General features: G+C 61.5%; 13 protein-coding genes. 9 read left to right on the top strand and 4 right to left on the bottom strand.

Going from position 1 to position 12,730, the window contains the following annotated elements:
- Positions 1-388: 388 nt before the first annotated feature.
- Both BV034_RS15555 and BV034_RS15550 read right to left on the bottom strand, forming a co-directional pair.
- Positions 389-1,024 (bottom strand): L,D-transpeptidase family protein, encoded by a 636-nt coding sequence (locus tag BV034_RS15555; protein ID WP_050027925.1) that lies wholly within the window; start codon positions 1,022-1,024, stop codon positions 389-391.
- 83 nt (positions 1,025-1,107) lie between these two features.
- Positions 1,108-2,190 (bottom strand): leucine-rich repeat domain-containing protein, encoded by a 1,083-nt coding sequence (locus BV034_RS15550; protein WP_265593044.1) that lies wholly within the window; start codon positions 2,188-2,190, stop codon positions 1,108-1,110.
- Between the two features lie 115 nt (positions 2,191-2,305).
- Here BV034_RS15550 and BV034_RS15545 point away from each other — a divergent pair, with 115 nt between their 5' ends.
- The 7 genes from BV034_RS15545 (at position 2,306) to BV034_RS15515 (ending at position 8,762) form a co-directional block, all read left to right on the top strand.
- On the top strand, positions 2,306-4,138 hold the full coding sequence (locus tag BV034_RS15545; RefSeq protein WP_050027923.1) for a metallophosphoesterase family protein: 1,833 nt from the start codon (positions 2,306-2,308) through the stop codon (positions 4,136-4,138).
- Positions 4,139-4,143: 5 nt separating this feature from the next.
- Positions 4,144-4,470, top strand: a complete 327-nt coding sequence (locus BV034_RS15540) for a hypothetical protein (protein ID WP_050027922.1) — start codon at positions 4,144-4,146, stop codon at positions 4,468-4,470.
- 49 nt (positions 4,471-4,519) lie between these two features.
- Positions 4,520-4,813 carry a putative quinol monooxygenase gene (locus tag BV034_RS15535; RefSeq protein WP_050027921.1) on the top strand — a complete coding sequence of 98 codons (294 nt, stop codon included), beginning with the start codon at positions 4,520-4,522 and terminating at the stop codon, positions 4,811-4,813.
- A gap of 41 nt (positions 4,814-4,854) precedes the next feature.
- A complete protein-coding gene (locus BV034_RS15530; protein WP_050027920.1) occupies positions 4,855-5,592 on the top strand; it encodes a DUF2071 domain-containing protein in 738 nt (245 codons plus the stop codon).
- Positions 5,593-5,656: 64 nt separating this feature from the next.
- A complete protein-coding gene (locus BV034_RS15525) occupies positions 5,657-6,205 on the top strand; it encodes a sigma-70 family RNA polymerase sigma factor (protein WP_050027919.1) in 549 nt (182 codons plus the stop codon).
- A complete protein-coding gene (locus tag BV034_RS15520) occupies positions 6,202-7,752 on the top strand; it encodes a LamG-like jellyroll fold domain-containing protein (protein ID WP_050027918.1) in 1,551 nt (516 codons plus the stop codon). Before BV034_RS15525 ends, BV034_RS15520 begins: the two co-directional genes overlap by 4 nt.
- Positions 7,753-7,874: 122 nt before the next feature.
- The gene (locus BV034_RS15515; RefSeq protein WP_050027917.1) at positions 7,875-8,762 is read left to right on the top strand and encodes an AraC family transcriptional regulator; all 888 of its coding nucleotides are present in this window, start codon (positions 7,875-7,877) and stop codon (positions 8,760-8,762) included.
- A 3-nt stretch (positions 8,763-8,765) separates the two neighbouring features.
- Here BV034_RS15515 and BV034_RS15510 read toward each other — a convergent pair whose 3' ends face one another.
- Positions 8,766-9,611 (bottom strand): class I SAM-dependent methyltransferase, encoded by an 846-nt coding sequence (locus tag BV034_RS15510; protein ID WP_050027916.1) that lies wholly within the window; start codon positions 9,609-9,611, stop codon positions 8,766-8,768.
- On the bottom strand, positions 9,611-11,233 hold the full coding sequence (locus BV034_RS15505) for an FAD-dependent oxidoreductase (RefSeq protein WP_050027915.1): 1,623 nt from the start codon (positions 11,231-11,233) through the stop codon (positions 9,611-9,613). The genes BV034_RS15510 and BV034_RS15505 overlap by 1 nt, the downstream gene beginning before the upstream one ends.
- A gap of 141 nt (positions 11,234-11,374) precedes the next feature.
- Here BV034_RS15505 and BV034_RS15500 point away from each other — a divergent pair, with 141 nt between their 5' ends.
- Together BV034_RS15500 and BV034_RS15495 are read left to right on the top strand one after the other, a co-directional pair.
- On the top strand, positions 11,375-12,160 hold the full coding sequence (locus BV034_RS15500; protein ID WP_050027914.1) for a hypothetical protein: 786 nt from the start codon (positions 11,375-11,377) through the stop codon (positions 12,158-12,160).
- An 18-nt stretch (positions 12,161-12,178) separates the two neighbouring features.
- A complete protein-coding gene (locus tag BV034_RS15495) occupies positions 12,179-12,664 on the top strand; it encodes a cupin domain-containing protein (protein WP_050027913.1) in 486 nt (161 codons plus the stop codon).
- Positions 12,665-12,730 lie beyond the last annotated feature (66 nt).

Below are 12,730 nucleotides of genomic sequence, written 5' to 3'. Positions count from 1 at the left end.
CATCGATCAAGGGACGTACGACTGAGCGGGGTTGAAAACCCCCGCCTCCTTTCGCTGGCGCATTCTTGGCCTACCCGCGCCCAGACAACCTTGGGTTGTAGGGCGACCGCCTCGGTTGCCTCTCATTTGAGGGCGTTCATTCCAACGCCAATATCCACCTAAGTCACGACAGTCCAAGGAGCGGCGGTTTGTGCTCCAAGCACAACCGCCGTGGGGAGCGGAGAGAGTAGTCTCCAAGCACCAAACTCAAGCCGCTACCCCTCACTCCTTTGATTGCCCGGGGCGGAGCATCGTGCAAGCGACTTACGACTGAGCGGGGTTGGAAACCCCCGCCTCCTTTCACTGGCGCATTCTTGGCGTACTCGCGCCCAAACCACGAATTCGCTCCTCAATCCTTCTTGTCCGGCGACTTCGCCAGAATGGTCACCGGCGTACCGATCGCCGTATTGGCGAAAAACTTCTGAGCCATGTACCGGGGCACACGGATACAGCCGTGGGAAGCGGTCGCACCAGGACGAGGAATAGGGCCTACATGGAGCCCCACGCCGTCATTGGTCAGACGCTGGAACATGGGCATGCGCGCAGGCGAGAACTGATGGCCTTCCGGAACCTCTTCCTTGCTCAGGTTGAAATCGCTGTCCACCACCTTGCCATCCACATCCAGCAACTTGCCGTACAGGTTGGAAATCTTGTCCGGCGTCTTTTCGATGATCCGGAAATTGCCCGCGGGTGTGGGATGGGAAGGCTTCCCAGTGGCCACATAGGTCCAGCCCACCAGCTTCTTGCCGCGATAGAATTCCGCCTTCTGGGTGTCCAGGTAAATCACGATGGAGGGCTCCCCCTGCACCCCGTCCCCCTCCCAGTGGTACATCACAAACTTGGCAGGCTCCGTGGCCGCCTTCTGATGTCGTTTCCCGGTGGCGCAGGACGAGAGGCCAAACGCGGCAGCCAAAGCCAGCAGTGCACCGGTTTTCAGCGTCCAGGATGCAGCAATCGAGCGGGAAGACAGTATCAGTTTTCTCATGGGAGTTCGCCGCATCTATAAGCGAAGGCACCGGGGCTGACAAGCCCCATGTGCCCTGCGAAAATGGGTCTCCGGCCTGGCCGTCAGGGATTGACCCGCAAATGGGCTGCTTTGAGCTCTTCCACCAGCTTTTTCGAGTCTTCAGAGAGCGGATTACCGCCCAGATACAGATTCAGATAAGGGGCAAAACGCCGGGGTCCATCGAGGTCCTTTTTCAGCATCCGTTGCAAGGGGGCCAGATCCACCACCTTGTTGCCATCCAGGAAGATCCAGCGCAATTCCGTCAGCGGCTCCAGCGGGGCCACATCCACAATCTGGTTGTTCTTGAGCGACAGCATGCCGAGCCACTTCAAGGCACCGATGCCAGTGATGTTGGTGAGCTTGTTGTCATCCAGATACAGGGAAGATGCCTTGGGCAGCTTGAACAGCGGGCTCGCGTCAGCGATCTGGTTGCCGGAAAGGTAGATGGAAGTGAGTGCGGGAATGCCCCCCAACGGCGTGACATCCTTTACTTTGTTGCCGGTGAGTTCGAGATATTGCAGCCCTTTCAGCGTGCCCAGGGCCGTGATGTCCTCCACCTGATTCCCCGCCAGATCCACAAACTGCAGACGCTCCAGCCCCTTGAGCGGCGTCACATCTTTCACCTCATTGTTGGCCAGTTCCAGCTGTGCCAGCGCCTTGCACTGCTCCAGGCCAGAGAGGTCGGTGATCTTCATGCCCTTGCCCTGGACAAAGGAGATGTTCTCCACATCGGCAGCATAGAGCGGTTCATTGTTGTCCCGCTTGGCGAACACCTGCTTGCGTACCGCAGTCTCCAGATTTTTGTCCTTGAAGGCCGGCACCTGAGGAGGAGCAGCGGGCTTCTCATCCTTTTTCTTTTCCTCAGGCTTGGCTTCCGCAGCTTTGGGAGCGTCTGGCTTCTTCTCCTCCTTTTTCGGCTCAGCGGGTTTGGCCTCTGCCGGTTTCTTTTCTTCAGGCTTCTTGGCGGGCTCCGCGGGCTTGTTCTCCGCTGCGGGTGCAGCGGGAGTTGGGGCGGGCGTCGGCGTGGTTGCGGGCGCTGGAGTCTGCGCAGCAGGCGCTGGCGCGGTCGCAGGTGGATTGTCCGCCCCGCGCGACAATCCTACGATGGACAAAACGGTGATACCAGTGAGGAGACGGAAGTTCATGTCGAGGACGATGGGAGGTTCCTTAATCGTGGCTTGCCAATACGGGATCACGCGTGGCAAACTTTCGTCACCCAACACTGGAAAGTCACCCGTGAGGCAATGTCCGGCTCCCGCCATGAAAAGACTTTTTCCCGTCCTCGTCACGCTGTTTTCGTCCTCCGTCCTGCTCTCCGCCCAGTCTCCTCCCAAAAACGAGAGTCCACCGCCCAGAAAACGTGAGCCTCTCGTCATTCCGGACGTCCCGCGAAACGAACTCATCTGCTTCGCCCTCTACACGACCAGCCGGGGCGTCTTCAAGATGTCGGCCTTCCTCTACCCGCTGAAAGACGGCGAGGAGCGCAAGCTGACCCTTGAGGTCATGTGGGATGGCAAATGGCAGCCTCTGATCGAAGCGCCGGTGGAGGAGCTGGGGTGGATGGCCCAGTTTCGAGGAGTCTCCCCGTGGGACGACTCCAGGGACCACCGCTACCGCATCACCCACGCGGGCGGATCCCTCTACGAAGGCGTCATCCGGCGCAATCCGGTGGAAAAGGACGAGATCGTCGTGGCGAACTTCTCCTGCAACGGCAACAACGACCGCGGCCCCCGGGAGGACATCATCCGCAACATCAAGGCACAGAATCCTGACCTCCTCTTCTTCGCCGGAGACCAGAGCTACGACCACAAGGAGCACTATGCCGCCTGGCTTCTCTTTGGCCGGCAGTTCGGAGAAATATGCCGGGACCGTCCTGTAGTGACCATTCCGGATGACCATGACGTCGGCCACCCCAACCTCTGGGGAGAAGGCGGTGAGATCTCCCGGGTTCCGACTGGCAACGATGGCGGTTATTTCATGCCGGTGCCCTATGTAAACATGGTCCAGCGCGCCCAGTGCGGGCACCTGCCGGATCCAGTGGATCCCACACCGGTGAAGAATGGCATCACCGTCTACTACACCTCCCTCCTGCTCGGTGGCATTGACTTCGCCATCCTGGAGGATCGCAAGTGGAAGACCGGTCCCGCAGGCCTGGTCCCGCAAATGGGACCCCGCCCGGACCACATCAACGATCTGGCCTATGACCGCCAGAGCATCGACGTCCCGGAAGCCCAGCTCCTCGGAGCGCGCCAGCTCAAGTTCCTGGAAAGCTGGACCAACTCCTGGAACGGCGTGGAGATGAAGTGTGTTCTTTCTCAAACCCCGTTCGTCGGCACAGCTCACCTGCACGGCGGGAAAGCGGACCGCCTCCTGGCCGACCTCGATTGCAACGGCTGGCCCCAAAGCGGCCGGAATGCCGCCCTCCGGGCCATCCGCCGGGGCTTCGCCGTGCACCTCTGCGGAGACCAGCATCTCTCCACCGTGTGCCAGTATGGCATCAATGCCTGGGGTGATGCGCCCTGGGTCTTTGCCTCCCCGGCCATCGCCAACATCTATCCACGCTCTTGGGATCCGCTTGAAAAACCCAAGAGACGCGATGCTGCGTCCGCGCTCCCAGCCACTGGTGACTACTACGACGGCTTCGGCAACAAGCTCACCATGCGCGCCTACTTCAACGCCGTGCCGGAAAACAACATGGGCGTCGGCTACGGCATCGCCCGTTTCCGCAAGAGCACCCGCGAAGTCACCTTTGAGCTCTGGAAGCGCGGGGCAGACGTCACCAAGGACAAACCTGTCACCGGATGGCCCATCACCGTCCGCCAGCAGGACAACTACGGTCGTGCGCCCTTGGGCTGGCTGCCCACTCTGAAAATCACTGGTGCCAAAGACCCCGTCGTCCGCATCGTGGAGGAATCCTCGGGCGAAACCGTCTATGCATTGCGGATTCAGGGAAACCAGTTTCGGCCCAAGATCTTCAACGCCGGAAGTTACACCGTTGTCGTAGGTGAAGGCGACCATCAAGTCACGCTTCCCAATGTGAGCTCCCTGCCACTTGATGGTCCGGAACAGAACCTCGAAATCATTATTCCCTGACCTCCATGGGCGGCTTTTCCTGGGCAGTTGTCATCATGTACTACATTCTGGGTGCAGGCGCTGGGGTGTTTCTGGCGCTATGGAAATGCCCGTATGTTTTCACCCATCCAGATCGCCTGATCGTCTATTCGGTGCTGTTTGGATTGATCACCCTGGGCGGAGGTCTCGGCGGACTGGCCCAGACCATTCCAGGCACCACTCCGGACACCTATGTGATTCCGGCTGAAGAGTCCGTGAACACCCGCGCCAGCATCTTCGCGATGTCCTGCTCCATCGCTGTCGGAGTCGCCTTCCTGGCATTCGCGCTTTACCGCCATCTGGCCCCCGGCTAAAGAACGCCTGCGCACCTGTCTGCGCTTCTCAATCTCCACCCACTTCCCTATGATTTCCCTTATTGTCACCGTCGAAGTCCACCCCGAGCGCGTGGACGAGTTCATCCAGTACATCACGGAAGAAGCCGCTGATGCCCGCACGAAGGAACCCGGTTGCCGCCGCTTTGAAATCAGCCAGAGCGTGGACAAGCCCAACCTCTTCACACTCGCGGAGGCCTATGACGACTTGGCTGCCCTGGAAGCCCATCGCCTCACCCCGCACTTCCTGCTGTTCCGTCAGCGCGCCGACTCCGGGCTGATCCTCAGCAAGCAGTCCGTCTGCGGCAACATCATCGACGCCTAGCACCCAAGCCGGATACCGTCCCGGCCTTTGTCCCAATTTTCATGGGTCTGCCCACGTTGGATCATCGCCTGGGGGTGCGCGCACGACCGCCGCACCCCCACGTCATGTACCAGACGTGGAGTCACCTGCCCTTCCTCCACTGGGAGTGGGATGCGGCGGCCATCCAGAGCACCTTGCCTCCTGGGCTGCATGTGGACACCTTTGGCGGCAGCGCCTGGGTGGGCCTGGTGCCGTTCTTCATGCGGAACATCCGCCCACGGTACCTGCCGGCAGTCCCATGGGTGAGCTATTTCCTGGAACTTAATGTGCGGACCTATGTCCACGATGACGAGGGTCGCCCGGGGGTCTGGTTCTACTCGCTGGACTGCAACCAGCCCCTCGCGGTATGGACGGCGCAAACTTTTTTTCACCTGCCCTACAAGCATGCCCGGATGACGGCGGAGTTTGGTGTCGGGCAGGAGATTCACTACCGCTGCCATCGCGCCGGAGCACCGCAAGCCTCTGATTTCCGTTATCAGCTGGGAGCCTCGACCACTCTCGCCGAGCCAGGCACGCTGGAGTTTTTCCTGGCAGAGCGGTACCTCCTCTTTTCGAGCACTCCTCAGGGGATATTACGCGGTCAGGTCCATCATGAGCCCTACCCCATCGTCCCTGCGCAGGTGAACGAGTGGGACGACCGCATTCTCCAGATGCAGGGCTTTGCCAGCCCCGGCCGGCCACCGGATCATGTGGTTGGTTCCCCAGGGGTGGATGTGCGGGTCTATCCGTTGCAGCGGTGATGCGGGGAGCGGCGGTGATTTTTCTTGCTAACCTTCGCAGAACTCCCGGAATGGAGAGAGGGTCATGTCCGATCCTGTTCCAGTCCCCGGCTCCGCAGAGCACCAGCAAGCGCTGGTGCAGCGCCTGTTTGTGCAGCACATCGTCCCGCTTCGGGGCTTCCTGCTGGGTCTCACGACGGACTTCCACCGGGTGGATGACCTGGTGCAGGAGACCTTCCTCACTGCCTTGAAGAAGTCGGCCGATTTCCAGGAAGGGAGCAACTTCCGAGCCTGGCTCTACAGCATCGCCCGGTACAAGCTCCTGGCCACCTTCCGCGATGCCAGTCGAGAGCCTGCGTCCGCCCTCAGCCCGGATGTGATTGAGGCCCTCTGCGCCGTGGAGCCTGACTTCTCCAGCAACGACGAGCGCCTCCGCCACTTGCCCGGATGCCTCCAGAAACTGGCCCCGCAAGCGCGACACGCCATGGAGCTTTGTTACCAGCAAACCAAGGGCCCGGCGGAGATTGCCGCCTGCATGGGCTGGACTCCTGGAGCGGTGAAAGTGACCCTCTCCCGAGCCCGTTCGGTGGTTCGCGAGTGCATTGAACGAAGGCTCGCAGGAGGTCTCGCATGAACGCGGCCCGCTTGCAGCACCTGCTGGAGCTCCACTTTGGCGGCGGCATGGAGGAGACAGAACGCCTGGAGATGGAAGCGCAGCTCCGCGAACATCCGGAGGCCCGCACCGCGTACTGGGAGGCGGCGGGGTGGCACGCTCTTTTCCGGCATTGGGGTGAGGAAACTACAGGAAGGCTGGCAGCGGAGAAAATGCTGCAGGCGGTGGACCCGCCTGCTTCCCCTGCCCCTCCAGTCGTTCGCCAGCACCGCAGGCTGTCCATCATCACCCTGGCCACCCTGGGGGCTGCAGCGGCTGTCATTCTCCTGCTCGGCCCCTTGTGGTTCGCCCCGCCCGTCGCCACCGTCGTTCAGGAGTCCGATGCCGTGTGGAGCCCGGCAGCACTGGTGCCAGAGCCCGGCACCGGCATGAAACGCGGCACCTTCATCCTTGAGAAGGGCACGGCAGTTGTTTCCTTTTCCCAAGGAGCCAGTCTTGTCCTGGAAGGCCCCGCCAGAATTCGGATCGACCGCGCCAACCGTGTGGAGCTTCAGCAGGGGCGGCTCCGTGCCCGGGTCCCCACCCAGGCACATGGATTCACCGTCATCACCCCGAACTTCACGGTGGTCGATCTGGGCACGGAGTTCGGCTGCCAGCTCCTGTCAGATGGCTCGGGTGAAGTGCACGTCATGGAAGGCAGCGTGGAGGTGCGCCCCCGTCACTCCCAGTTCACTCCTAAAACCCTGCAGGTGCATCAAGCCCTTCGCATTCGGAATGAAGGAACCGACTCCATCGCCAGCGAGCCCGCCAAGTTTTTGGGCCAGGAACAGTTCACTCTGGAGAAGCGCACGCGACAGGAGGCCCAGTTTGCCGCATGGCGTACCGCCAGCAGTGGGCTGGCGGCGGACGCCTCCACCCTGCTCCATCTCGATTTCGAAACCGGCAGCGACACTCGTCTGATGAACCGGGCCAATCCGGTGCATGCCGGTGCTGAGGCCATCATCCAGGGCTGTCGATGGACACAGGGCCGCTGGACAGGCAAAGGGGGGCTGGAGTTCAACAGTCCCGAGGACCGGCTGCGCATCTCCGTCAATGGCACCTACCCTGCCATGACACTGATCACATGGATCAAACCGACCGATCTGACGTCCCGCCAGCATCTTCTAGCCCCATCCGGAGACTACCACCCCGGGGAGGTGGATTGGATCATCAACACTGACGGCACCTGGGGCATCGGCGTGCATCTGAGCACTGCAGGCGATCCCACCCGTAACTGGCGGGTCACGCTCGCCCCGGCTGGCTTGTCCCCGGGCCGGTGGCACATGCTCGCTGCGGTGCTGGACACCCCATCGCGCAAGGCCTCCCTCTTTCTCGATGGTGTCCTGGTGACCGAAGGGTTTCTTGAGGGCCGCACCCCGTTGAGTTTGGGAAGCCTGGAGATCGGGAACTCTGAACGACATCGCAAGCTGCGACCCAACTTCCGTGGCCACATGGATGAGTTGAGCGTGCAGAACAAGGTGCTGTCCGCAGAGGAGATCCGTCGCCTGTATGAAGTGGGCCATCCGTAGGGAGACGGCTGTTTCAAAAAGTATTCTGCTAACCCGCAGCCCGGTTTTGGAATGAAGGGTGACGCAGAGCTCTGCCCACGCAGTCACTCACTGGAGCCGCACGCTCCCCTTCCCACTCCACCATGGACTACTTCCTCAATGGCAGCCCCAAAGGGACCGCCTTGGCCAGCCCCCGCAAGCGAAGCATCCCGGACTCGGCGGAAGACAACTTGCTCAGCCCACCCCGAGCTTTCCAGGCCAGCTTCTTCCGCCGCATGGGCAGCCTGCAGCAATTCCGGGAGCTCTTCGACTACCTGCCGGACGTCGAATACTTCGCCAAGGATACGGAAAGCCGTTTCGTCGCGATCAGCGCTGGTATGTTGCGGCGGATCGGCGCGACCAGCGAGGAGGAATATCTCGGCGTCTCTGACGCTGTCATTCACCCGCCCTCGATCGCCCGGGAAATCCGCCGCGACGATCTGGAGGTCATGCGCACACGCAAGCCCATCATCGACCGCGTGGAGGCCCTGTTCGCCCGCACCCGGGCTCGCGACTGGTTCCTCACCACCAAGCTCCCGCTCTACGACACTGCCGGAGAAGTGATCGGCGTCATGGGGTTCGTCCGACCCTACCGCGCAGGCACCAGCAGCGGCGTGCAGGATCTCCAACTTCAGCGCGTGGTCGCCCACATCCAGGAGCATTATCGGGATCGCATCCCCATGGCCCAGCTTGCCCAACTGGCCCACCTCTCCGAGCGCCAGCTCAACCGGAGGTTTCAGGAAACCTTTCGCATGAGCGCCCAGGAGTTCATCATGCGAACCCGCATCCAGGCCGCCAGCGATGATCTGCTCTCAACAGAAAAGTCGGTGGCAGACATCTCGCTGGAGCACGGGTTTTATGATCAGAGCTCCTTTACCAAACACTTCCGCGTTCACACCGGAGAGACCCCGCTGGCATTTCGCCAGTTCCGGCGCATCGCGAGGAAGCACGGTGCATCCCGCGCGGTGGAGCAACTTCCCGCAGAAGACTGAAGATTAATCCCGCGGCGTCACTCCCAGTCTCACCCGGCAGCTCCAGTACCAAGGCCGGACGTTGTTTCCCAGCATCGTCCGGCAGGCCTCTCGTAGCTCGGTCAACCCAATCTCATCGTCCCCAACACCGAGCTTCTGCAGGGTTTGCACATGACCTTGGCTGGTCGCCAGGCCGGAGAGTCGATCTCCTGTGCCATCATCCACATGATGCACCAACACCTCCCGCACGTAGGCAAACTGCCCGGAGTCCCTCATGCGTCCCAGATGGCCCTCCTTCTCCCACTGCCGAAGCTGCTCGGTAACGCCATGGCGGCGCTCCAGATCGCGGGCGATCTTCATACACCGCTCATACGCCTGATCCACCTGCCAGACACCGGTGGCTGGGGGCCAATCGTAGTCAAAGGCGGCGAACACGCCGCCTGGTCGCAGCAACCTAGCCGCCTCCCGGAAAGTGCCTTCGGGGTCCATCCAGTGCAAAGACTGTGCACAGGTCACCAGATCCGCGATGCCTTCTGGCAGCCCCGTGTCATGCGAAAAACCTTTGCGATAACTCACGCCTGGCAGAGACACCTGCACCGCCTGAACCCGCATGCTGTCTGACGGCTCCACCCCTATCACTGCATCGGCCTTGCCCGCCCAGTAGCGGGTGGACAACCCTGTGCCTGAGCCCAAGTCCACCACGAGCCGCGGCCGCTCGACGGTGGCCATCCGACACAGCAACGTTGCCAGCGCCGGAGGTGGCGACGGCCGCACCTCGTCATAGTGGGCCGAGAATCCGGTGAACCGGGCGATGTTACCTTCGAAGCCCGTGTCCCTTTTGCCGCCATCAGCGTCGTGCGTCGCCTGCATCAGGGAACGTTCAGCACTTGAGCGTCCTTCTCAAGGCGCACTTTGAGCTTCTGGTAGTCCAGCTGCTGCACCGGCAGGCCGCTGTCCATGGCCATCACCGCAGCGGTGGCGACGGACTGCCCCATCACCATGAAAGTCCACTCCAGGCGGATCGCTCCATAGGCGACGTAGCTGGAGGACGGGCACGTCGGCGTAAGCAAGTTCACACATTCCGACGCCTTGGGCACCACGGAGCGATAGCTCACGCCGAACGGGGCCCACTTGTCACCACCGAACACGGTGCCTTCATTCCACGCCGCGCCGTCCTTCACAATCCGGCGGGCGTTGTGCAGGTCAAACGGCCACCAGACCAGCGCAACAGAGTCCTCCACGGCCACCTGATTTTCCTTCCGGCCATGCGCCTCTGTGAGCACAAAGTCGCTAATCATGCGCCTGCCGTTGCGCACGTAGAACATACGCGGCCAGCCACCGTGATCCTGAAACTCGTCTTTGCACACGCCCCATTGCGACCAGGCCTGGCGCACATCCTCTGGCACGCTCGGGTCATTGGCAGAGAACCAGCAGAGCCCTTGGATGAAGGTCAGGCTGTGCTTGAACAGCTCCTGCCGGCGGGCATGCGTTGCTGTGGGCCAGTCGTGATTCCAACCAATCATGTTGCCGGAGAGGTCGTGCCAGGAGCCCAGATCCGTCTTGCCATTGGGCACGGCCGCACCCGGCTTCCACAGTTTACCACCGGCCTGCACGTAGCGCCGGTAGATCACGTACTCCTCAGGATTGAAGCCGTCAGGCTTGGTGAAGGGAATCCGGTTGGCGGGGTCCTTCGTCAGACAAAGCCGGAAGCAATAGGCCTGGATGCTCTCATCTCCCGCACCGTGCTCTCCCACCACCCCGTCTTGAATACAGGCAATCAGGCCGCTGGAGGGATCACCGGGCGTCTTGTAGGGGTCCACACGGACAGAAAACTGGTTGTAGGTCGTGTTGGCCCGGATGCCGTTCAGCGTCTCGCCATACCTCGCGTTGCCCTCCCGGCCTACTGTGGTGCTCACGCCAGCCGCCGCCAGCAGGTCGCCTTCATAGGTGGCATCAATGAACATCCGGCCCCGAAATTCCTGGCCCCCTTCAGCCTTGAGCGCCACGAGACGCGGCCCTTCCTTCACGGCGCTGCCTGCATCTGCGAGCCGGGTTCCCGGAAACAGACGAATCTTGGGAAACTCCTTCATCCAGGTTGAGAACACCTCCTCCGCCACATGCGACTCAAAACGCCACAGCGCCGGTTTCTTCTCCCGTGTTTTTAGCATTTCATCGAACTCGGCCAGCCTCCCGTATCTGCGCGCCGCCTTGCGGTAGAACTGCAGCGTCAGCCCACCCACGGCAGGGCTGTTCTGGAAAGGCTTGTGGTTGTCGATGTCAGATCCACCCAGCCCTTCCACGCTCATCCCGCCGAAGTGCTGGCCCGGCTCGATCAAGGCCACGCTGCGCCCCATCTTGGCCGCCTGCACGGCCGCCACCACCCCGGCGCTGGTGCCGCCATAGATGACGAGATCCGCCTGGACCGTCTCCTGTCCGGTCAGAGGCAGCACAGACAGCAGGGTCAGAGCAAGGGAGGCGAGAGGAAGTTTCATTCGTTGAAGAAGTCGGAAAATCCGGAATTTGGACGGGATAACCTTTCCCAAGATGAAGCCATTTTCACCTGGGGGGCGAACGCTTCTCCACGGAGATTGCCCCGATAGAGCGACCCGCCACCCCGGCGTATAGCATCCTCCATGAATTCACGCACGCTTCAATTCAGCCGACCGCTCCTCGCACTCCCTTTCCTCCTGGCGGGCCTCACCTCCGCCCCCGCAGCAGACGCTCCCAAGCTGCCCAAGGTCCCCTCCAAGTCGATCGCCGTGAAGAAGGAGCTCCTGTTCTCCGATGACTTCCAAGGGGCCACACCGGCCGCCGTCTGGCACAAAGTGGTGCCCACCTTCGCGGTGGAGAACGGTACGCTGAAGGGCACCCAGACCCGGGACCAGAACATCCCCGCCGCCGATGGCAAACCGGCGGTCACCGCTCACGCCGCCGTCCACGGTCTGGAGATCCCCACCAAGGACAGCGTGGTGGAAGTGAAGATCAAGTTCGAGGGAGCGTCGATGATCGACGTCGAGTTCGACGACCGCAAGTACACCGGAGCGCACTACGGCCACCTCTGCCGGGCCCAAGTTCGACTCAATGGAGTGACCATCATCGACGAGCGCGATGGCGGCATGAAGAATGAGATCCGCGAGATGCGCAACAGCACCGATCCGGCCAAGAAGGCGGAGGCCAACAAGCTGCTGTTGGGCCGTCAGGTCACCTACCCCGCCAAGTTCGAGACGGGCAAATGGTACAACCTGGTGGTGGAGACGGTGGGAGACGAAATGCGCGTCACCATCGATGGCGAACCTGCAGGCTACCTGAAGTCATCTGGCATCGCGCACGACACCAAGTCCAAGATCGAACTGGGCGTGGCGGGCAAAGATGGGTTCTACGACGACATCAAGGTGTGGAATGCCGCGCCTGCCAAATAACCTCAACCAATCCTCCTCATGAGCCACTCCCGATTTGCCCCACGTCATTGGATTGCCGCCGGTTCTCTGGTCGCCGGAGTGGCCATGATGTCCCTCGCGCAGGAGCCAGCCCCCGTAGTCGCAGCTCCGTCCCCCATGAGTTCCCAAGTTTTTGACTGGGACAAACTTACAGCGAAGAACACCGCCAAAGGCCAGGTGCGCAAAGTCTGCCAGGCGCCCACCGCCACCCTGGATGAACTGGAGTGCCACATCACCACCCTGAACCCTGGCGAAGAAGCTCACCCACCCCACCAACATCCAGATGAAGAGATCATCGTGGTGAAGGAGGGCACGGTGGAATCTCTCGTGAACGGCAATCTCGTTCGCGTGGGCCCAGGGTCCGTGATTTTTCAGGCGGCGAACCAGATGCACAGCATCCGCAATGTGGGAGACACCCCGGCGACGTACCACGTCATCAAGTGGAACTCCCCCGGTATGCTGAAGGGCCGCCTCCAGAAGCGGTGAGCCGCCCCTGGCAAAGACGCCTCTTCACAAACTGACGGACACTGGTACTTATGTACCTCGTGATCC

The sequence above is a fragment of the Verrucomicrobium sp. BvORR034 genome, assembly GCF_000739635.1.
Classification (GTDB): Bacteria; Verrucomicrobiota; Verrucomicrobiia; order Verrucomicrobiales; family Verrucomicrobiaceae; genus Verrucomicrobium.
Note: the sequence above shows the minus strand (reverse complement) of the source record. Positions and strands in the feature narration are given on the sequence as shown.